18 protein-coding genes, 1 pseudogene and 1 riboswitch are annotated in these 20,359 nt (G+C 48.6%); of the genes and pseudogenes, 14 read left to right on the top strand and 5 right to left on the bottom strand.

Annotated features, from left to right (window positions below):
• Window positions 1–19 precede the first annotated feature (19 nt).
• Together KNQ12_RS12145 and KNQ12_RS12140 are read left to right on the top strand one after the other, a co-directional pair.
• On the top strand, window positions 20–625 hold the full coding sequence (locus KNQ12_RS12145; protein ID WP_023466752.1) for a trimeric intracellular cation channel family protein: 606 nt from the start codon (window positions 20–22) through the stop codon (window positions 623–625).
• A 2-nt stretch (window positions 626–627) separates the two neighbouring features.
• Complete coding sequence (locus KNQ12_RS12140; RefSeq protein ID WP_023466753.1) at window positions 628–996, top strand: DUF423 domain-containing protein; 369 nt, start codon at window positions 628–630, stop codon at window positions 994–996.
• Window positions 997–1,092: 96 nt separating this feature from the next.
• Here KNQ12_RS12140 and KNQ12_RS12135 read toward each other — a convergent pair whose 3' ends face one another.
• Both KNQ12_RS12135 and hemQ read right to left on the bottom strand, forming a co-directional pair.
• Window positions 1,093–1,242, bottom strand: a complete 150-nt coding sequence (locus KNQ12_RS12135) for a hypothetical protein (RefSeq protein WP_023466754.1) — start codon at window positions 1,240–1,242, stop codon at window positions 1,093–1,095.
• A 103-nt stretch (window positions 1,243–1,345) separates the two neighbouring features.
• Window positions 1,346–2,122, bottom strand: coding sequence for a hydrogen peroxide-dependent heme synthase (gene hemQ, locus KNQ12_RS12130; RefSeq protein ID WP_050677313.1), 777 nt, complete (start codon window positions 2,120–2,122; stop codon window positions 1,346–1,348).
• Window positions 2,123–2,467: 345 nt separating this feature from the next.
• On the opposite strand from hemQ, the gene pta reads away from it, so the two are divergent.
• From pta to KNQ12_RS12070, 12 genes and pseudogenes are all read left to right on the top strand, one after another.
• A complete protein-coding gene (gene pta / locus KNQ12_RS12125) occupies window positions 2,468–3,454 on the top strand; it encodes a phosphate acetyltransferase (protein WP_035399200.1) in 987 nt (328 codons plus the stop codon).
• A gap of 70 nt (window positions 3,455–3,524) precedes the next feature.
• A riboswitch (purine riboswitch) is annotated at window positions 3,525–3,624 on the top strand.
• A gap of 75 nt (window positions 3,625–3,699) precedes the next feature.
• Entirely contained in the window at window positions 3,700–4,284 is a 585-nt protein-coding gene (locus KNQ12_RS12120; RefSeq protein ID WP_023466757.1) for a xanthine phosphoribosyltransferase, read from the top strand.
• Entirely contained in the window at window positions 4,281–5,582 is a 1,302-nt protein-coding gene (locus tag KNQ12_RS12115) for a nucleobase:cation symporter-2 family protein (protein ID WP_035399197.1), read from the top strand. Before KNQ12_RS12120 ends, KNQ12_RS12115 begins: the two co-directional genes overlap by 4 nt.
• A 221-nt stretch (window positions 5,583–5,803) precedes the next feature.
• Window positions 5,804–7,180, top strand: coding sequence for an amino acid permease (locus tag KNQ12_RS12110; RefSeq protein ID WP_050677311.1), 1,377 nt, complete (start codon window positions 5,804–5,806; stop codon window positions 7,178–7,180).
• Window positions 7,181–7,300: 120 nt separating this feature from the next.
• A complete protein-coding gene (locus KNQ12_RS12105) occupies window positions 7,301–7,600 on the top strand; it encodes a rhodanese-like domain-containing protein (protein WP_023466762.1) in 300 nt (99 codons plus the stop codon).
• A gap of 155 nt (window positions 7,601–7,755) precedes the next feature.
• Window positions 7,756–9,735 carry a methyl-accepting chemotaxis protein gene (locus KNQ12_RS12100; protein WP_214748326.1) on the top strand — a complete coding sequence of 660 codons (1,980 nt, stop codon included), beginning with the start codon at window positions 7,756–7,758 and terminating at the stop codon, window positions 9,733–9,735.
• Between the two features lie 169 nt (window positions 9,736–9,904).
• Window positions 9,905–11,092: a DUF2157 domain-containing protein gene (locus KNQ12_RS12095; protein WP_214748329.1), complete on the top strand. Its 1,188-nt coding sequence runs from the start codon at window positions 9,905–9,907 to the stop codon at window positions 11,090–11,092.
• Window positions 11,089–11,532, top strand: coding sequence for a GDYXXLXY domain-containing protein (locus KNQ12_RS12090; RefSeq protein ID WP_023466766.1), 444 nt, complete (start codon window positions 11,089–11,091; stop codon window positions 11,530–11,532). Before KNQ12_RS12095 ends, KNQ12_RS12090 begins: the two co-directional genes overlap by 4 nt.
• A 372-nt stretch (window positions 11,533–11,904) precedes the next feature.
• Window positions 11,905–12,761: pseudogene (locus KNQ12_RS12085) on the top strand (SAM hydrolase/SAM-dependent halogenase family protein).
• Window positions 12,758–13,309 carry an ECF-type riboflavin transporter substrate-binding protein gene (locus KNQ12_RS12080; RefSeq protein WP_075642774.1) on the top strand — a complete coding sequence of 184 codons (552 nt, stop codon included), beginning with the start codon at window positions 12,758–12,760 and terminating at the stop codon, window positions 13,307–13,309. The pseudogene KNQ12_RS12085 and the gene KNQ12_RS12080 overlap by 4 nt, the downstream one beginning before the upstream one ends.
• 70 nt (window positions 13,310–13,379) lie before the next feature.
• Window positions 13,380–15,083, top strand: coding sequence for an energy-coupling factor transporter ATPase (locus KNQ12_RS12075; RefSeq protein WP_035399188.1), 1,704 nt, complete (start codon window positions 13,380–13,382; stop codon window positions 15,081–15,083).
• Window positions 15,074–15,898 carry an energy-coupling factor transporter transmembrane component T family protein gene (locus KNQ12_RS12070; RefSeq protein WP_023466770.1) on the top strand — a complete coding sequence of 275 codons (825 nt, stop codon included), beginning with the start codon at window positions 15,074–15,076 and terminating at the stop codon, window positions 15,896–15,898. Before KNQ12_RS12075 ends, KNQ12_RS12070 begins: the two co-directional genes overlap by 10 nt.
• A 61-nt stretch (window positions 15,899–15,959) precedes the next feature.
• Here the strand turns inward: KNQ12_RS12070 and KNQ12_RS12065 are convergent, their stop codons facing one another.
• From KNQ12_RS12065 to KNQ12_RS12055, 3 genes are all read right to left on the bottom strand, one after another.
• Entirely contained in the window at window positions 15,960–17,753 is a 1,794-nt protein-coding gene (locus KNQ12_RS12065) for a carbon starvation CstA family protein (RefSeq protein ID WP_214748333.1), read from the bottom strand.
• A 139-nt stretch (window positions 17,754–17,892) separates the two neighbouring features.
• Window positions 17,893–18,588, bottom strand: a complete 696-nt coding sequence (locus KNQ12_RS12060) for a LytR/AlgR family response regulator transcription factor (RefSeq protein ID WP_023466772.1) — start codon at window positions 18,586–18,588, stop codon at window positions 17,893–17,895.
• A complete protein-coding gene (locus tag KNQ12_RS12055) occupies window positions 18,569–20,335 on the bottom strand; it encodes a LytS/YhcK type 5TM receptor domain-containing protein (RefSeq protein ID WP_023466773.1) in 1,767 nt (588 codons plus the stop codon). Before KNQ12_RS12055 ends, KNQ12_RS12060 begins: the two co-directional genes overlap by 20 nt.
• Between the last annotated feature and the right edge of the window lie 24 nt (window positions 20,336–20,359).

Here is a 20,359-nt window from a genome sequence, read left to right as displayed (position 1 = left end):
AGAAAGGTGAAATGTGCGCATGTCCTGGGACTTATTGAATATCATCGGCACGGTCGCTTTTGCGATGAGTGGTGCGATTGTTGCGATGGAAGAAAAATATGATTTATTCGGTGTCTGGTTACTTGCTTTGATCACAGCATTCGGTGGTGGTGCCATTCGTAATTTACTGATTGGTGTACCGGTATCGGCTCTCTGGTCGCAAGGTGGTCTCTTTTTAGTCGCGATTCTCGTTGCGTTGTTGATTTTCATGTTACCCCAGTTGTTCTTGCCGCACTGGACACGTTGGGGCGTCCTTGCGGATGCGCTCGGGTTGTCTGCGTTTGCGATTCAAGGTGCCTTGATGGCGACAGCAAAAGGACTGCCGTTGTCCGCGACGATTTCAGCTGCTGTGCTGACTGGTGTTGGTGGTGGAGTGATTCGCGATTTACTCGCTGGTCGGAAACCACTCGTCTTGCATAAAGAGATCTATGCGATGTGGGCCGTCATGGCAGCACTCGTGATTGATCGTTTCCAATTGACGAATCCTCTACATTTGTTCACATTGCTCGGACTCATCACCGTTTTACGTATGCTATCGTATTATTATGAATGGAATTTACCAGCACGACGGTTAGGGGGAGAATAAGCATGAAAGTTTTCATTATGATTGGCGCGATCTCGATGATGTTATCGGTCGCACTAGGTGCATTCGGTGCACACGCCTTAAAAGATATGTTGACGGAACGGATGCTCGCGAACTGGCAGACAGGCGTACTTTACCAGATGGTACACTCGCTCGGTATCCTAGCACTCGGGGGACTCTTACTAAAAGCATCGATCCCGCAATGGTCGTTGGCTGCATGGCTGATGCTTGCCGGAATCGTCTTCTTCTCCGGTAGTCTGTACGTCATGGCATTGACGAATGTAACAAAACTGGGTGCCATCACACCGATTGGTGGCGTCTTGTTCATCGCAGCATGGATCTTTGTCGCAATTGGTGCCTACAAAGGATTATGAGGATTGACCGTTTTTCTTCCGTCATGGAGAAGAACGGTCTTTTTTGTATGAAAAACGCCTACTCGCGATGGAGTAGGCGTAAGTATCAAAACGAGTTCATCGTTTTGTCGTTTGTGTTTTGTTTAGCTTCGATAATGCTTGCTCATAGCGATCCAGTACACGATCTGCAACCGGTTTCAGCTCTTTTGAAAGCACAGCGAATTGCAATTCACGCGATCGTGTCGATCGGTTCATAGCATTCCCCATGGTAATTCCTCCTTACGTAATCAACCTACTATTTTATAGCCTGTTTTGTAGCCGCAAGGAGTATATTCCCATGAGATATTTCAATCAAACGTCATTCAACACATTAAAGTGCAAAATGAGTATTTAATTGTTCACTTTCGAGACGGTTCCCGATGAAGAACTCACCAAACTCGCCGTACTTCGCGCTGACTTCGTCAAAACGCATTTCATAGACGATTTTCTTGAACTGAAGAATGTCGTCTGAGAAGAGCGTGACGCCCCATTCCCAATCGTCAAATCCAGTTGATCCACCGATGATTTGCTGAATTTTCCCAGCATAACTCCGACCAATCATACCATGACGATACATGAGCTCTTTACGTTTCTCCATTGAGAGCGTGTACCAGTTGTCGCCATCGCGACGCGACTTGCTCATCGGGTAGAAGCAGATGTGCTTCGCTTGCGGCAAGATTGGATAGAGACGATCACGCACGTAAGGGTTCTCGTATGGGTTTCCTTCGCCTGAACCACGGTACGTACCGAGTTCGACGACAGAAACGTAAGAATACGTCGGGATCAAGTAATCATAGAGATCGAGTTTTTGCATTTTGACTTCGACGTCTTGGATTTGTTCCATCGTTGGACGAAGAACCATCAAGACGAGATCGGCTTTTTGACCGATGATCGTGTAAAGTGCATGGCTTCCGTCTTTTGTCGCTTCGACACCAGAAAGCTCTGAGAGGAAGGCTTGGAACTCTTCAATCATGCGCGCGCGGTCTGTTGCGTCGACTTGTTTCAAGCGTGACCAATCGATCCGGCGGAAATCATGTAATGTATACCAGCCGTCGAGTGTTTCAGCGGCTTGTTGCGTAGCAGTCGGTTCAGATGTTTGATGTTGCATGGGATGACCTCCTGAGTCTGAAATAAATTATCCTTTTCCATATCCTATCTTATCACATTCTGTTGAAACGCTTCGCCCGAAAAGGTCTTTATCCATGAGATCGTAACACATGAAAAAAGCAGAGAGTGGGTAAAAGGGGAAGTGGAGATTACGTTGCTTGGAAATAGTCTCTGTACCATTCTTGAAAATGACTGTAATAGTCGGTGAATATGGCTTCAGTGCTTTTGTTAGATAACTTTTTTGCAAATTGTTTTAACAACGATTGAGAACTGTGTATAATAAACGATGGAAAAGAAAATGGATCAAATCGACGACGTCGTGTTTACCTAAAAAGGAGAGAAACTAATGCAACTATTCGATATGTTAGAACAAAAGATTAAAGCGCACCAACCGAAAATCGTCTTCCCAGAAGGAATTGACGCGCGTGTTCTTGGCGCAGCTGTCCGTTTGAAGAAAGACGGTCTCGTCACACCGGTCGTCATCGGACCACGTGTACAAATCGAAGAAACAGCAGCAGCAAACGGAATCGATGTCACGGGACTTGATACGATTGATCCTGCTTCTTACGCTGGAATCGATGAGCTCGTCGCATCGTTCGTTGAGCGTCGTAAAGGGAAAGCAACAGAAGAGCAAGCACGTGCTGTCATCTTAAAAGACGTGAACACGTTCGGTACGATGCTCGTTCATACAGGGCAAGCAGAAGGTCTTGTATCGGGGGCCATGCACGCAACAGGCGATACAGTTCGTCCAGCACTTCAAATCATCAAGATGCAAGAAGGCTATAAAAAAACATCAGGCGTCTTCATCATGGTACGTGACGATGAGCAATACGTCTTCGCAGACTGCGCAATCAACATCGCACCAGATGCGAACGATCTAGCAGAGAACGCAATTGCATCTGCGAAAACAGCGAAAACATTCGGGATCGATCCGAAAGTGGCATTGCTCAGCTTCTCGACAAAAGGTTCAGCAAAATCACCAGAGACAGAGCGTGTCGTTGAAGCAACTCGCATTGCTAAAGAACGTGCACCAGAGCTTGCAATCGATGGCGAACTCCAATTCGATGCAGCATTCGTTCCAAGTGTCGCGAAATCAAAAGCACCAGAATCAGATGTCGCAGGTCAAGCGAACGTCTTCATCTTCCCAAGTCTTGAAGCTGGAAACATTGGCTACAAAATCGCACAACGTCTTGGTGGATTCGAAGCAATCGGTCCGATTCTTCAAGGGTTGAACAAACCGGTCAACGATCTTTCACGCGGTTGTAACGAAGAGGATGTCTACAAACTCGCGATCATCACGGCAGCGCAAGCAGTCGAAGAACGCCAAGCCTAAGCATGGTGTGAAAAAGTCTTTACTTTTTCGCTAAACCCCGTACAATGGTACACATCACGAAAATCACGAAACGTAAACGTATAGCAACGCTCGTATAATAGTGGGAATTGGCCCACGAGTCTCTACCGGATCGCCGTAACGGTCCGACTACGGGTGGTGAGTTACTGCTCTCTTTTTTGGCGTACAGTGGCTGCCCCCGGGTAGCGGCTGTACGTTTTTTCGTTTTTAAAGAGGAGAATGCATGTATGAAACGTCTACACGACATGATTAATCAAGAGGGAATCGTATTATCGGATCAAGTATTGAAAGTGGATGCCTTTTTAAACCATCAGGTCGATCCGACCTTGATGTGGGAAATCGCCTATGAGTTCATGGATCGCTTCCAAGATGCCGGTATCACGCGGATTTTGACGATCGAAGCAGGTGGTATTGCCCCGGCAATGATGACGGCGCTCCGTTTAGGGGTACCAATGGTCTATGCCCGTAAGACGAAATCCGTCACCCTGAATGAAGGAACGATTTCAGCTGAAGTCTTCTCGTTTACGAAACAACAGACGAGTACGATTACGGTTGCAGAAAAATACCTACAACCGGGTGAACGAGTTCTGATCATCGACGATTTCCTCGCGAACGGAGAAGCGGCATTTGGTCTCGCTCGCCTCGTTGAGCAGGCAGGTGCGGAAGTTGCTGGTTTTGGAATCGTCATTGAAAAGTCGTTCCAACCGGGACGTCAAAAGTTAATCGAAGCCGGGTTCCGCGTCGAGTCACTCGCTCGTGTGGAGTCATTGAAGGATGGAAAAGCGACGTTCGTTGACTCGGTGACCGTATGAGACTATCGAACTTCAAAGCCGCTAGTCTCGGACTTCAGCATGTGCTTGCGATGTACACAGGAGCAGCTGTAGTTCCGCTGATCGTCGGGAGTGCGATCGGATTGTCGGGAGAAGAACTTGCTTATTTAGTGGCGATTGATCTCTTCATGTGTGGCGTAGCGACCTTACTACAAGTGCTCGTCACGAAATATACAGGCGTCGGTCTTCCTGTCGTCCTCGGTTGTACCTTCACCGCAGTCGGTCCGATGATCGCGATCGGTAGTCTTCAAGGGATTACGGCGATTTATGGTGCTTTAATTGCGAGTGGGTTGATCATTCTCGTCATCTCAGGCTGGTTTAGTAAGATTGCAGTCCTGTTCCCGCCAGTCGTCCTTGGTTCTGTCGTGACGATCATTGGGATTTCCTTGATTCCGGCTGCAATCAACGATATCGGGGGCGGACAAGGGGTGAAGGACTTTGGTGACGCACGTTATCTTGGACTCGCCGGACTAACGATCGTCTTGATTTTAATCTTGAATCGCTACGGCACGGTCTTTTCAAAAGCAGCAGCCGTCTTGATTGCTGTGATGATCAGTACACTGGTTGCGTTTGGCATGGGGATGATCGACTTCAGTCCGGTGGCGGAAGCGTCATGGTTCCAAATGGTGACGCCGTTCTACTTCGGTGTTCCGACATTCAATGCGACGGCGATCTTGACGATGACGCTGGTTGGTCTCGTCTCGATGGTCGAATCGACAGGTGTGTTCTTGACACTTGGTGAGATCACGGATCGCCGTTTGACGGATAAAGACCTAGCACGTGGCTACCGGGCAGAGGGTGTCGCGACGATCGTTGGCGGTATCTTTAATAGTTTCCCGTATACGACCTATAGCCAAAACGTCGGTCTAGTTCAGTTGACTGGCGTGAAGACACGTAAAGTCATTCTGTTTGCGGGCGGATTTTTAATCTTGCTTGGCTTCTTACCAAAAGTGGCGACGTTCACGACGTTGATTCCAAAACCTGTCCTAGGTGGGGCGATGTTGATCATGTTCGGAACGGTCGCAGCGAGCGGGATTCGTATTCTGTCGCGGGTCGATTTCTCGAAGAATGAACACGTCATCACGGTGGCACTTGCCCTCGGAATTGGTCTAGGAATCAGTATGAATCCTGAGATCGTAGCCGGTCTCCCGTCACAAATCCGTGTCTTGACGGATAGCCCGATCGTCGCAGGGTCACTAACGGCATTATTGCTAAATGGAATCTTCCGATTGACGAGTAAGTCGGAGTCACCGGATGTACCACTTGCTAAAGTTGAATAACAATTGTAACTTTCCGAAAGGAGCTGTCCTGTATACTACTTAGTAGCAGGAGGTTCCTTTTTTTATACTGCTAACGTAATCAGAATATTCCGAGTATGTGGATTTGGTAAGAAATATACATTGAAAACGTTTACAAAATCGACACATCTTCTTTATACTGACAACGTAGCGGTACGGGGAACTGCTAAGAAACAAACAGAGACGGGAAGGACGTCGTAAAAATGAAACAACAGACAGAGTTGAATCGGGGACTGGAAGAACGTCATATTACACTGATGTCGCTGGGGGCGGCAATCGGTGTCGGACTCTTCCTAGGGTCAGCAAAAGCGATCCAATTAGCAGGACCAGGGATCTTACTTGGTTATCTGATTGGTGGTGTCATCATTTTCATTATCATGCGAGCACTTGGGGAGCTTGCAGTGCGGGAGCCGGTGGCTGGTAGTTTTGCGGAGTATGCCCGGAAGTATGTCAGTCCATTAGCTGGCTTTTTAACAGGTTGGAATTATTGGTTACTCTGGATTTTTACGTGTATGGCGGAAATCACAGCAGTCGGTATTTACATGAAAGTATGGTTCCCGGATTCTCAGGGGTGGGTATGGGCACTAGCAGCACTTGTCTTGATGACGAGCATCAACTTCATTGCTGTTAAATTTTATGGTGAATTCGAATTTTGGTTTGCGTTGATTAAAATCGTCGCGATCGTCGCCATGATCATCTTAGGGACCTTGACGATTGTCATTGGTCTTGGAAACGGCGGCACACCGGTTGGGATTTCGAACCTGTGGTCACATGGTGGATTCTTACCGAACGGATTCGGTGGAGTACTCCTTGCCATGCAGATGGTCATGTTTGCGTTCTTAGGAATTGAAGTGATTGGGGTCACAGCAGGGGAAGCGAAGAATCCGAAGAAAACGATTCGAAAGGCCGTCAATAACGTCTTCCTTCGGATCTTAGTATTCTATATCGGAGCGCTCTTCGTCATTTTATCGATTTATCCGTGGGATCAAGTCGGTGCGAACAATAGTAGTCCTTTCGTATTACTATTTCAATCGCTAGGTATTCCGGCAGCAGCCGGCATCATCAACTTCGTTGTCTTAACGGCAGCACTTTCGTCATGTAACTCGGGTATCTTCTCAACGGCCCGGATGATGATGAACTTATCCGAGAACAGTGAAGCACCACGTCGTTTCTCGAAAATCTCGAAAAACGGTGTTCCAGCACTGGCGACGATTCTTTCAGGTGTCGCCTTGCTCGTCGGTGTCGCTTTGAACTACTTCTTACCGGAAGATGTTTTTGCGATCGTTACGAGTATCGCGACGTTCGGTGCCGTCTGGACGTGGGCAATGATTCTGATCGCACAAATGCGGGCGCGGAAGGTACATGGTTCAGCAGAATTTGCTGTTCCGTTCTTCCCGGTTGCCAACTATATCGCCCTTGCGGCACTTGCTGGTGTCATCGTCTTGATGGCATTTGACGCAAGTACACGCATCGCTCTGGTCGTTGGACCACTGTGGTACGCGATTTTGATTGCCGTCTATTATGCACGGGGAATGCATAAGGAGACACGTCAATCGACGCGTCGAGCATCAGGAGAATAATGAGATGGGCGGATTCGCAAACGGGTCCGCTTTTTCATCACTTCGTATCAAACGGTTTCGTTTTGTTTTGATGATGAATTTGCTACACTTACGGCAGAACCATACAGGAGGTCATACGAAATGAAAACGATTCATGTAGACGAGTTACAAGAGCGATTAGAGGCAGGCGAGGCGTTACACGTCGTTGACGTCCGTGAGCAGGATGAATACGATGCAGGACATATTCCGAACGTCCGCTTCCTTCCGATGTCTGAGATCGGTGAACGCTATACGGAGCTGCAAGAAGGTGAAACCTACTACTTGATCTGTAAAGCGGGCGCGCGAAGCGAAAACGTCGGTCGTTTCCTCGAGCAATATGGATACGACATCGTCAACGTCGAAGGCGGCATGATGAACTGGAAGGGCGATCAAGAAGCATAAGAGGAAGCGTTACCAAGGAAGACGACTCCATGAGAGTCGTCTTTTTTTCATGTGAATCAATGAACGATTATCGATTTCTCTATGAACATTTTTCGTTATTCTTCCGATAAAGAAGGTAGAATAACGAGTCCTTGCACTCGGGAATGGAGTGACACATGGAACAAAAGATCAAACGAACAATGAGCATCAAACAAAAATTAATCGTGACATCGATTCTACTTTTGATGATTCCTGCATTAGTAATCGGCTTTGTCGCATATGACCTCGCGAAACAAAAGATGACGGAACAGATTCTTCAATCGGCACATGGTGGAGTCGATCGAATGAACGATGAAATTCAGAATATCATTGATCCGATGCGACGCGATGTCGCCTTTTTTGCGGACCGAATTGACGGAACACTCTATCAAAAAGGAAAACAAAATGCAGCGTTGAAGGAAAAAATGACGGAATACCTCGACATGCATCCGCAAGCGGCGAACATCTACTTCGCGACGACAGAGGGGGATATGAACATTTTCCCGGAACAAGTCATGCCTGAGGATTATGATCCACGCGAACGCTCGTGGTATCAGTCAGCAGAAGCAGCAGGGGGAAAAGTCGTCATCACGGATCCTTACGTCGATGCGGCCTCGAACAAGATGATGGTCACGCTTTCGCAGACGACGGGTAACGGAAGAGGCGTCGTGGCGATTGATGTCGATGTCGACCGCATCGCAGAAATCGCGAAAAAGATTAAAATCGGTAAAGAAGGTTATGTGACGATTCTCGATTCGAATAAAAAGTTCGTTACGCACCCGACGCTAAAACCAGGTGAAAAGGCAACTGGGAACTGGGTTGCGCCACTCTACGATGACCCAGCCGGACAATTTTCATATGAATTCGAAAATGAAGGTAAACAGATGGACTTCATGACGAACGATTTAACGAAGTGGAAGGTTGCCGGAACCCTGTACGATCGGGAAATCACCGATGCGACGTCGAGTATTCTGTGGACAACGCTTGCTGTCATCGGCGGAATGTTACTCGTCGCAGCCGTCTTCATCTACTTCATCCTTCGCTCGATTCTTCGCCCACTCGGTCATTTGACACGTGGAGCAGAACGGATTCAGTCTGGTGATCTAACGGAACCTGTCATCGTTGAATCAAACGATGAAGTTGGACAGGTCGCACAAAGCTTTAACGTCATGGTCGACTCACTCCGTTCAATCATCATCAATCTCGATCAGTCAATCACACAAGTGGCCGGTTCGTCACAGGAATTAATGGCGAACTCTGCTCAGACGACGTCCGCATCGGAACAAATCGCGGGATCGATTCAACAGGTCGCAGCAGGAGCGGATCAATCGAAGCGTCAACTCGATGCAAATGCTGTTTCGCTCCAGTCGATTACAGCTGGCATCATGCGAATTGCTGAGAGCTCAACGGACGTCTCAGAGCTATCACGTTCAACGGCTACAGAAGCTGAGAACGGAACAGTTGCTGTCCTGCAGAACGTCCAGCAGATGAAAGAAATCGATGCCTCCGTTCAAAACTTTGGTGGTGTCATCAGCTCACTCGCACATCGTTCGAATGAAATCGGGAAAATCGTCGATGTCATCAACGGCATTGCCGAACAAACGAATTTATTGGCACTGAACGCGGCGATTGAAGCAGCACGGGCAGGCGAAAACGGAAAAGGGTTCGCCGTCGTCGCAAGTGAAGTGCGTAAACTAGCAGAGCAGTCACAGGATTCAACGAAGCAGATTGCGCAACTGATTCAAAACATCAAGCAGGAGACGGATCAGTCAGTCACGATGATGAAAGAAGTATCGGGACAGACGAAAGCCGGTTTATCGACGACAGAAGCATCAGCAGAACGATTCCAGAAGATTCTCGAACGGACGCAAGAGATGACACCACGGATCGAAGACGTGACGGCAACTGTCGAGGAAATCGCAGCGAACGTTCAAGAAGTGTCAGCATCGGCGACAGAAATCGCTCATATCGCGCAAGAGAATTCGTCGGCGTCGAAACAAGTCGCAGCGACGACGGAAGAACAGTTGAGTGCGATGGAAGAAATTTCGCAATCCGCTAAAGCATTATCCGATATGGCGGAAGAGCTACAGGTACTCGTTGCCCGTTTCCGTGTTTAAATGATCAAATCAAAAAAAGGCAAGGAAGCCCGTCTTCCTTGCTTTTTTTGTCTGTCAACATTCGGTGACAAACGAAACAAATAGCTTATAATCCTTGTGAATCCGGGCTTGAGACGGGGTTAAAACGGGAAAATAATAAGTATCTAACACTTCGAAGGAGGTGGGTACGGTGAAGCAGTTACGCAAGATACGTGAGTGGCAGGATGCGGGTCTGTTGGATGAATCAACCGTCGAACGAATCATGACCTACGAAAAGCAACATTCAACGAAACAACGTCTACCGCTCTTGTTGATTGTAGGGGGTACGTTCGTCGTATTGGCTGTGTTCAGCTTTTTAGCCGCTAACTGGCAAGTCATGCCGGTCGGATGGAAAATCGGACTTGTCGTAGCACTCATGTGGAGTTGTTACGTCATGGCGGATCTTTCGGAACGTCGGAGTATGTTGCATCCGATTGTCTTCCGAATCGGTGGAATCCTAGCGTTTGGCGCCTCGATTCTCGTCGTTGTTCAAAGTTTCCACTTGCCGATGGAAGGATCATTACTCGGATGGTGTGTGTTTGTCGCCGCGTTAGCGCACTATGTGCTTTGGCGTCATGAAGCATACGGTGTCGTCGCCTTCCTTTCCGGATGGACGATCTTTACGAGTCTCGGTGGTTTTGGTCAGGAGCAGGCGAGTTATCTCGACTGGACATCGTTCGGTCTGATGGTCGTGCTGTCGTTCAGTTGGTTTTACTTCAGCCAACGTCTGCCATCGCTTTTGTTTAGCTGGCTGTTTCTCTTCTTCAGTGGTCTCTCCTTGTTTCTCCTTGTATCATATGACGGATTCCTGTGGCCGGTCTGGACGCTATTTTTACTCGTTCCCGTTCTCTGGCTTGTTCGTGAGGAGTCCAATCGTCGGATCGTCGAAATGATCTATCTGATCGTTGCTGCCATCAGTTCGATCGTCTATCTGTCTGTACGTGCGGAATCAAATGCCGCATTACCATCTATGACAGAAGCGATTCTGCTAGCTATCGTATCCATTGGGTTAGGAATTTTCCTCTATCAAAAACGTCGCTCCTTATTGTTTATCGTTCCGCTTGGATTCGTTGGAGTCCTGTGGCTTGATGAACAGGCCATTCTACTCGCCATCCTCGTTGAACTATCCGCGCTACTGTATCTGTTGTATCAAGAACGTCGTCATGCGATCATCTGGCCAGCCTTCCTCTATTTCATTCTCGTTCAAATCGCGATATACGTCATCTATGCGTGGGATCGGTTGAACATGTCCTTATTTTTCCTCATCGGTGCGCTGCTCATCTTCCTATTGTCGGGTATCTTATGGTGGTTACGCCGTAGAGGAGGTGTGGCGTCATGAAACGCTATCTCATGCCCGTATTGCAGACGTGCGTCGTCGGTCTGTTGATTGTCAGCTTTTTTGCGACCTCCTGGTTCGGAACATCGTACCGTTTTCGGGCAGAACCGTTTGATCCGTTTGATCCCGTTTACGGCGAATACGTGATGCTGCAGTATCCGGATTTAAAACCAGGTCCGACGATTCAAAATGGACGTGTCTATGTCAGCTTCAAGACCGATGCTTCTGGTTATGCTCAAATCGACCGGATTTCGAATGAACGATTTTTCGGAAGTGTTGCTGGCGACTATTACGATCAATACGTGTCGATTCCACAATTGACGCAGTATTATGTCGAACAGGGAAGCGGAAAACAATATGAAAAAGCAAAAGCACTGGAAGTCCGTGCGGATGTGTCACCATGGGGAACGATCCGGACGACGAATTTAAAAATTTCTGAATAAAAAACCTTGCGTCAGGAATGAAACGGTTGTACTATTAATTTAAATTTTCAGACAACTAAATCTGCATGCGTAGACGGGAAGAGTAAAGTGATCAGAAATCGATAGAGAGTCTCTGTTGCTGGAAATGAGACGATTTCGTCATTTGAAGATGGTCCCGGAGCAGTCGGAAGAACGTGAACCGTGTTCATCAGTAGAACCGACCGGTAGGACGGATACCGTTAGCATTCCAGGGAGTCTCGTACTCCTAGAGGTGGCTTAACGTGAGTTGAGCCATGAACGAAGGTGGTACCACGTGATCAGACATCACGTCCTGAGAGATAAGGGCGTGGTGTCTTTTTTGTGGAGACGTTCCCGCAGGAGGAGGATGACGAGATGGCAGAAGCATTGGTATTGCAATCAGACTTTGGCGTGAGTGACGGGGCTGTGAGTGCGATGTATGGGGTTGCGCATAGCATCAATCCAGAGATTCGGATTTTTGATTTGACGCACGACATTCCGCCCTTCCACATTTGGGAAGCGTCCTATCGGTTACTGCAGACGGTACCGTACTGGACGGAGCAAACGGTGTTCGTTTCTGTCGTTGATCCAGTGTCGGATCGAGTCGAAAGAGTGTCGTCGCGCGGACGCATGCGAATCAATACATCATCACACCAGATAACGGAACGTTGACGCATCTTTGGCAAGCCGGATACATTGCTGAAGTGAGGCAACTCGATGATCGACGGCATCGCTTACCTCGAATGGGTGAATCGTATACGTTTCACGGACGAGATATCTTTGCCTTCACGGGTGCTCGGTTATCGAGCCATGTCATCACCTTCGAGGAAGTAGGACCCGTTTTACCTGCTTCGGACATCGTCTTGCTCGACCGGACACTTGCCTCGTCGTCGGATACCGGTGTTACCGGTATCGTCGAGATTCTCGATGTTCGCTTCGGAAATGTCTGGACGAATATTCCGGTCGCTCTCGTCCGTCAGGCGGGTCTCGACATCGGTAGCCACGTCAAGGTAACGATTTCGTACCGAGAACGGATTGTTTACGAACAAACACTGCTTTTTGGTCATTCGTTCGCCGATGTGCCGGTTGGTTCAGGCGTCGTCTACATCAACTCGCTGGATCAGATTGCTCTTGCCTTGAATCAAGGTTCGTTTGCGCATGCATTTGAGGTTGGAATCGGAAATGATTGGAGTGTTAACGTACAACATATTAAAGGAGGAGATCGAACATGAAAGGATTTACGACAAAACAGATCGTCGCAACCGGGATCGGAGCAGCAGTATTCATCATTTTAAGTCGATTCGCTGTGATTCCGACAGGCGTACCGAACACGTCAATTGAGACATCCTATGCATTTCTCGCATTCATGGCAGTTTTGTTCGGACCAGTCACAGCCGGTTTGATCGGTCTGATCGGTCATGGATTAAAAGATGCGATTTTATATGGGTCCCCGTGGTGGAGCTGGGTCATCGTATCCGGGTTCGTCGGTTTTGGCATCGGATTGATCGCTAACCGGATTCGTCTAGAAGAAGGCGGATTGACGACACGTAAAATCGTCTTATTCAATGCGACACAAGCCATCGTGCAAGCGATCGGTTGGATCATCATCGCCCCGGTACTCGATATCTTAATTTACTCGGAGCCAGCGAACAAAGTCTTCGTCCAAGGGGCTGTCGCTGCGACATCGAACATCTTGACAGTCGGTGTCATTGGAACGTTGTTGCTCGTCACCTATGCGAAAACAAGAAGTAAAGCAGGCAGCTTGAAACGCGAAGCTTGACCGAATGAGCTATGATCCTGTGCGAAGAGACGGCAGGATCATAGCTCATTTAGCTTGGGGGGAGAAGGATATGACAAACGTAATCGAATTTCAGGATTTTTCATTTACATATCGGAGTCAGTCGGAACCGACACTCCGGCAGATTCAATTAACGATTCAAGCAGGCGAACGCATCTTAATCGTTGGACCGTCGGGTTCAGGAAAAAGTACGCTCGCCCAGTGCATCAATGGGTTGATTCCGTTCTCATACCCTGGAACGTGGGAAGGACAGGTCCTGATCAAAGGGCAGGATGCCCGGGAGTTATCGTTATTTGATCGTTCGCTGCATATTGGAACGGTGTTACAGGATCCAGATGCGCAGTTCGTTGGTTTATCGGTTGGCGAAGACATCGCCTTTGCGCTCGAAAATAAACAGACTGGGCGACCGGAAATGCAGGAGATCGTCGAACGTGTCGCACGGATGACGGATGTCGAGACGCTCTTGCAAGCACGATTAAATGATCTATCAGGAGGACAACGACAACGGGCGGCATTAGCCGGAGTCCTCGTCGAAGATGCGGACATCTTACTGTTTGATGAGCCGCTCGCGAATCTCGATCCAGTAGCGGGACAAGAGGCGATGACGCTTATGGATCGACTGCAACGTGATACGAATCGCACATTGATTGTCGTCGAACATCGGATCGAGGATGTACTCGTCATTCCGTTTGACCGCATCATCGTCATGGTCGATGGCGAAATCATCGCTGATGATCATCCGGATGTCATCTTAAGTAACGGAAAACTGCAAGAAGCGATCTTGCGTGAACCTCTCTATGTCAGTGCCGCACGCTGGGCTGGGCTTGCCGTTCAACCTTCAGATCAGCCGAGCCGCATCGATCCCTTTTTAAAGCGATTCAACCAGACGAACGTGTTAGAGCGTTTAGAGAAAGCACCCCAAAAAGAGGTTGCAACCTCTACTTCATTGCTTGAACTCAATCAGTTGGCGTTTCATTATCGTCAAGGAACGCCGGTGCTTGAGAATGTGACGGCGACTTTTCAAAAAGGAACACTGACGACGATCGTTGGTCAGAATGGTGCCGGAAAATCCACGCTTGCGAAAGTGTTGAGTGGTTACCAACGGACGACAGCTGGTCGGATCCTGCTTGACGGAATCGACATCACGAACCAATCGATCGCAGAGCGAGCAGGAACGATCGGATTCGTTCTGCAAAATCCGAATCATATGATTTCAAAACACCTCGTGCAGGAGGAAATCCGCTACGGGATGCAGGCGCTCGGACTGAGTGAGGCGGAAGAAAACGAGCGTCTCGAGCAGACATTACGTCGTTGCGGATTATATCCGTTTCGTAATTGGCCGATCCAAGCACTGAGTTTTGGTCAGAAGAAACGAGTGACGATTGCTTCGATTCTCGTTCGACGACCGGATATCTTGATTCTCGATGAACCAACAGCCGGTCAAGATTATCGGCATTATTCGGATATGATGGACTTTTTAGAAGGATTGAAGCAGGACGGAATGACGTTACTCATCATCACGCATGACATGCATCTCGTCTTAGAATACAGTGATCAAGTCTGCCTCGTGCAAGCTGGGCGTATCCGTTATGCTGGAACATCATTTGGACTGCTGAATCAAGAACAATTGCTGCATCATGCCCATTTAAAACAAACATCGCTCTTTACGCTAGCGCAACACCTCGAAGTCGATCCGGAACGATTCGTCGAGTCCGTGATTACGGCGGAGCGAAAGGAGCGGGAACAATGGCTGTAGAAATGCTTGGCTATATTGAAAAAACGTCACCGATTCATCGATTGACGGGAACGACGAAACTGATCGGATTCTTATTATTTACGACAGCAACGATGTTCACCTATGATACACGTGTCTTACTTGTAATGGGGTTAGTCAGTATCGTGTTATTCCGATTGTCGCGTATCCAGTTTCGGGAAGTCCGCTTCGTCTTGATCTTTACAGCGATTTTCGTCCTGATTAATGCGCTCGCTGTTTATCTGTTCGAACCAGAGCAGGGCGTGGCAATCTACGGATCGCGTCACGTCTTACTTGAAGGAATCGGACGATTTACGATGACCGCAGAACAATTATTTTATCTGTTCAATTTAATCTTAAAATACAGTGTGATCGTTCCGATTGCTGTGTTGTTTCTCGTCACGACCCATCCGACGGAGTTCGCTTCTTCTTTGAATCGGATTGGTGTTCCGTATAAGATCGCATTTGCGGTCTCCTTAGCGCTCCGTTATATTCCGGACGTTCAATCTGATTTCCGGACGATCGCGAACGCTCAAGAAGCACGAGGGATTGCTGTCTCACACGGCTCCCTTTGGCAGCGGGCACGCAATAGCATCCAGATTTTACTTCCGTTGCTATTTACGAGTTTGGAGCGGATTGAGACCGTCAGCAATGCGATGGATCTCCGTGGATTCGGTGCCGGACGAAAGCGAACGTGGTACAACCAACAGACGATGACACGAATCGATTATGTCGCGATCGGCTGTGTGCTACTTTTGACGGTTTTGTCATTCGTCGTCACTTTCTATGATGGTAATCGCTTTTATAATCCGTTTTAAAAATGAGATACGAAAAAGGCAGTGGATGCGTCCACTGCCTTTTGTCATATGACCAATCCGCTTACGCAGATCGTTTTTGATTTTCCCAACGTGGTGAATTCAACAGTTCAATCCATTTCTTGACGGCTGAGATCGTGATGACGATCGCGAGCAGTCCCATCGTTACGGACAAGACCGTATTCAAGATGCTGAAACCTGGAGAATCGGGATTCGCATAGACGTTTGCGACCATCCAGATATCCGCGAACGTTACTGTGATCAGAAGATAGACGAGCGGGATGAACGTCGTCAGCGCATAGACTTTTTTATCGGCGATTTTCAAGATGATCGTCGTTCCGATGATCAAGCCGATTGAAGCCATCAGCTGATTCGATACCCCGAATAATGCCCAAATCGAACCGATGTCACCCGAAAACAGGAGATAGCCCCAGAAGAACGTCCCGAGTGCCGAAGCGAAGATCGCACCTGGAATCCAGTCGACACGTTTGAGTGGTTTGTAGAACTCCCCGAAGAAATCTTGAATCAAGTAACGGGCGACGCGTGTTCCTGCATCGATTGCGGTTAAGATGAAGACCGCTTCGAATAGAATGACGAATTGGAAGAAGAATCCGGCAATCTCTTTGAACCACGGGATGGCGCGGAAGATGAATGTCATACCGACGGCGAGTGAGACGGCACCACCTGTTCGACCTGCCAGATCGAGACCGATTTCACGGGATAAATCATCAAGATAGACCGTGCTCATACCAAGCGTCGCGAATACTTCTGGTGTTGAGTTGATGGCGAAGTAATCACCGACTTCAAGCGATGTCGCAGCGATCAACGCCATGACGGCAACAAGACATTCGACAAGCATGGCACCGAAGGCGACCGGTTTGATGTCACTCCACCGATTGATCATCTTCGGTGTCGTACCAGAACCAACGAAAGCGTGGAAACCAGAAATCGCACCACAGGCAATCGTGATCGAGATGAATGGCCAGACTGGACCAGCGATGATTGGACCACCGCCATCAACGAACTTCGTAAATGCCGGGAATCGAATGTCTGGGTTGATGATGAAGACACCAACGATCAAAGCAAGGAAGACACCGATTTTCATGAAACTCGATAGATAGTCGCGAGGTGCGAGTAAGAGCCACACTGGCAGTGCAGCAGCGAAGAATGCATAAATCGGTAAAGCAATCGCGAGTTGACGTGACGACAGATCGAACCAATCGCCGATGAATGTTTCCGTTAACTGAGGACCAAAACCAATCGCAGCTAGAATCAGTAAGAAACCAACTGTTGAAGCAAGTGCTAAGTTACCATCTTTACGTAAGTAAATCCCAACGAACATCGCAATCGGAATCGTCGAGAAGACAGCGAATGTACCCCATGGGTTATGTTCAAGGGCGTGTAAGACGACCATCGATAGACCAGCCATCGTGATTGTAATGATGAAAAGCATCGCAAGACCGGCACAAAAACCAGCGACGGGACCTAATTCTTTTTTAGCGACTTCAGAGAGCGATTGACCATCTTGGCGCATCGAAGCAAAAAGGACGACCATATCATGGACCGCTCCACCGATGACGGCACCGATTAAGAGCCACAGTAAGCCGGGGAGATATCCGAACTGAGCAGCAAGGACAGGTCCGACGAGTGGACCGGCAGCAGCGATTGCCGCAAAATGGTGTCCGAACGAGACCCATTTGTTCGTTGGGACGTAATCTTTTCCATCCGCTAATTTATGAGCGGGCGTTTCGCGATCATCTTTGATTTTTAAGACTTTCGCAGCCATGAACGTGCCGTAGAGACGATACGCGATTAATAAGATACAGATGACAGCAATAACGATTGGAGTAGCGCTCATCTAAAATTCCTCCTCTTGAATGAACTATGATGGATTTAGTATACAAGTTATGGAAGCGCTTTCTTTGATTTTTAGATGAGTTGTCGGTTTCGTTCGATGAAAGGTTGAAAATGGACCTTGAATCACAAAAAAGAAGCGCTCAAATACCGAGCGCTTCTTTCAGTAGTTTGACATACGTCCGACTGACTGGCACATCAATCTGATGAATTTTTAAATTATAGGCTCCGTTGAACCAAGGTTCGATGGCATCGATTGCTGATAAGTTGACGAGGTATGAGCGGTGAACCCGTAAAAAGCGATGATCTTGAAGCTTTCGTTCAAGTTCGAGTAAGGTCTCGTTCGATGGATACGCATGGTGCTCTGTGACGATCTTCGTCTTTCCGTTCTCAGCGACGATATAATTGATATCTTGAGGAGACAATAATTTCAGTTGTTCGCCCGTCTCGACGGCTAAACGTTCAAGGCGAGGGGCTTTTTTCGGCAGCGGTCGCGCGACTTTTTCAATCGCACGGACAATCCGTGCCGGATCATATGGTTTCAAGATGTAGTCATAGGCATTGAGCTCAAACGCTTCAAGCGCATGAGCATCATACGCCGTCACAAACAAAAGAGCCGGAGGACGTGGCATCGACTTTAAGCGTTTAGCGACTTCAAGACCACTTCCGTCCGTCAGCTCGATATCGAGAAAGACTAAGTCGGGTTGAAGGGAGCGAACGAGTCGTTCGGCTTCCTCGACACTACCGGTTTCCCCGACGACTTCAAGACCGGCTGCGGTCACGTGATAACGGAGCTCGTCACGTGCGAGCGGTTCATCTTCAATCAACAAGGTGCGCATGCTGAATCTCCTTTCTGACTTCAATCGGGAGACGAATCGCGATCGTCGTGCCGTTTTGACCGTCACTCGTGATCGTAAACTGTCCCTTTTCACCATATAAACTTCGAATCCGTTCTGCCGTATTGAATAATGCGGTACCGGTGCCTGAGGACGGAACGACTTCTCGACCGAGACGGGCAAGGCGCGAGGCGTCAATCCCGCGTCCGTTGTCGACGACTTCGAGACACAGCTGGTCTGCCTCACACCATGCCGTCACCCCGACATATCCTGTCTGTTCAGAAGAAAACGCATGAAGGAACGCATTTTCGATCAATGGTTGTAAGATGAACGGTGGAACGAGTAAAGCCGTCGTCTCGTCTGCTAAATCGATATCGAGAAACGGGCGATTCGGAAAACGAGCGGCTTCAAGAGATGTGTATGCTTCGATGTGCTCGAGTTCCTTTTGGAGCGGAATTTTCGTCGATCGTGCGCCTTGGAGGTTACTGCGGAAGAATGTCGACAATTCGAGCAACAACGTGCGTGCTTGTTCGACATCCGTCCGGCACAGTGCATAAATCGTATTGATCGCATTAAACAGGAAGTGGGGATGAATTTGTGCTTCGAGTGCCCGGATCTCGGCATCCTTCAGTAAACCGGCTTGCCGCTCTGCGTTCCCGAGTGCTAGTTGTGTCGAGAACAGTTTCGCTAATCCTTCAATGAGTTCGACTTCGACGGCGTCGAGCAATTCGGCATGAGGATAATAGACTTTCAACGTCCCGATCGTCGTTTCCCCGACGATGAGCGGAGCGATGATGCCGGCTTGAAGCGGACAATCCGTTACGGGACAGCCGATATCGAGTCGTTCCGTCACGAGACGAACTTGTCCGTCTTGCAAGACATGCTCAGTCGGTTTCGTCGTCCAGTGACTCCCAGCTTGATGGTGGTCGCTCCCGATACCGATATGGGCCAGGATGATGGAACGATCCGTCAGTGAGACGGCTTCGGCTCGCGTTTGCTGCAACAGAATTTCCGCGACAGCTTCTGCCGTATGGATATGTAGACCACGCGTCAGATGCGGAAGAGTCAAATCGGCGATATGCAACGACCGTTCGGCTTCTCGTGCCCGAACCGTTTCCTCTTCTCGCGCAGCAAGGCGGATGATCGATAAGAACAACCAGACACCGAGGACGTTGATCAGTGTCATCGGTAAGAAGATGAACTGGACGAGTTCGACTGCCGCATCAAAGGGGCGGGCGAATAGTAAAATCAACGACATTTCAAACAGCATTAAAAAAGCAGTCAGACACACGGGCAATAATGCTTGGCTACTGAGACGGTCGCGCCAATAGGAGCGTAAGAGACCGCTGACACCACCGGCGATGACGGTCGAAAGCGCGCAAGCGAACGCTGTGAATCCGCCGAGGGAATACCGGTGAACCCCGACGATGAGTCCGGTCATCAATCCACCGAGCGGACCAGCGAGCAGTCCGCTGATGACGACGATCATCGTTCGTGTGTTTGCAATCGCTGATGTTCCGTCGACTTCTTCGAGCCAAGCATGGGGTAAGAATTCAGCTAAATCGACTTTGACCCCTGTATAGTTACTTAAAATGCCGTACGTCGCAAAAAACAGGACGAGAACACGGAATTGCCAGCCTGCTTCCGGTTGACGCAGTAGCCGTCGTGTCGGTCCCCACTGGGCGAGGATGAACGCTAAGATGATCATGATACCAAGTCGTTCGAGTAAAAAAGGAATCAATTCTAACATGTGCATTCCTCCATTCGAGTTAAG

The sequence above is a fragment of the Exiguobacterium sp. s11 genome (genome assembly GCF_018619015.1).
Lineage (GTDB): Bacteria > Bacillota > Bacilli > Exiguobacteriales > Exiguobacteriaceae > Exiguobacterium_A > Exiguobacterium_A indicum.
This window is presented reverse-complemented; position numbering and strand designations above follow the sequence as displayed.

Excerpts from the sequence above, each read along its gene's own strand:
- KNQ12_RS12145 (WP_023466752.1), top strand. The coding sequence starts at position 20 with ATGTCCTGGGACTTATTGAATATCATCGGCACGGTCGCTTTTGCGATG.
- KNQ12_RS12140 (WP_023466753.1), top strand. The coding sequence starts at position 628 with ATGAAAGTTTTCATTATGATTGGCGCGATCTCGATGATGTTATCGGTC.
- KNQ12_RS12135 (WP_023466754.1), bottom strand. The coding sequence starts at position 1,242 with ATGGGGAATGCTATGAACCGATCGACACGATCGCGTGAATTGCAATTC.
- hemQ (WP_050677313.1), bottom strand. The coding sequence starts at position 2,122 with ATGCAACATCAAACATCTGAACCGACTGCTACGCAACAAGCCGCTGAA.
- pta (WP_035399200.1), top strand. The coding sequence starts at position 2,468 with ATGCAACTATTCGATATGTTAGAACAAAAGATTAAAGCGCACCAACCG.
- KNQ12_RS12120 (WP_023466757.1), top strand. The coding sequence starts at position 3,700 with ATGAAACGTCTACACGACATGATTAATCAAGAGGGAATCGTATTATCG.
- KNQ12_RS12115 (WP_035399197.1), top strand. The coding sequence starts at position 4,281 with ATGAGACTATCGAACTTCAAAGCCGCTAGTCTCGGACTTCAGCATGTG.
- KNQ12_RS12110 (WP_050677311.1), top strand. The coding sequence starts at position 5,804 with ATGAAACAACAGACAGAGTTGAATCGGGGACTGGAAGAACGTCATATT.
- KNQ12_RS12105 (WP_023466762.1), top strand. The coding sequence starts at position 7,301 with ATGAAAACGATTCATGTAGACGAGTTACAAGAGCGATTAGAGGCAGGC.
- KNQ12_RS12100 (WP_214748326.1), top strand. The coding sequence starts at position 7,756 with ATGGAACAAAAGATCAAACGAACAATGAGCATCAAACAAAAATTAATC.
- KNQ12_RS12090 (WP_023466766.1), top strand. The coding sequence starts at position 11,089 with ATGAAACGCTATCTCATGCCCGTATTGCAGACGTGCGTCGTCGGTCTG.
- KNQ12_RS12080 (WP_075642774.1), top strand. The coding sequence starts at position 12,758 with ATGAAAGGATTTACGACAAAACAGATCGTCGCAACCGGGATCGGAGCA.
- KNQ12_RS12075 (WP_035399188.1), top strand. The coding sequence starts at position 13,380 with ATGACAAACGTAATCGAATTTCAGGATTTTTCATTTACATATCGGAGT.
- KNQ12_RS12070 (WP_023466770.1), top strand. The coding sequence starts at position 15,074 with ATGGCTGTAGAAATGCTTGGCTATATTGAAAAAACGTCACCGATTCAT.
- KNQ12_RS12065 (WP_214748333.1), bottom strand. The coding sequence starts at position 17,753 with ATGAGCGCTACTCCAATCGTTATTGCTGTCATCTGTATCTTATTAATC.
- KNQ12_RS12060 (WP_023466772.1), bottom strand. The coding sequence starts at position 18,588 with ATGCGCACCTTGTTGATTGAAGATGAACCGCTCGCACGTGACGAGCTC.
- KNQ12_RS12055 (WP_023466773.1), bottom strand. The coding sequence starts at position 20,335 with ATGTTAGAATTGATTCCTTTTTTACTCGAACGACTTGGTATCATGATC.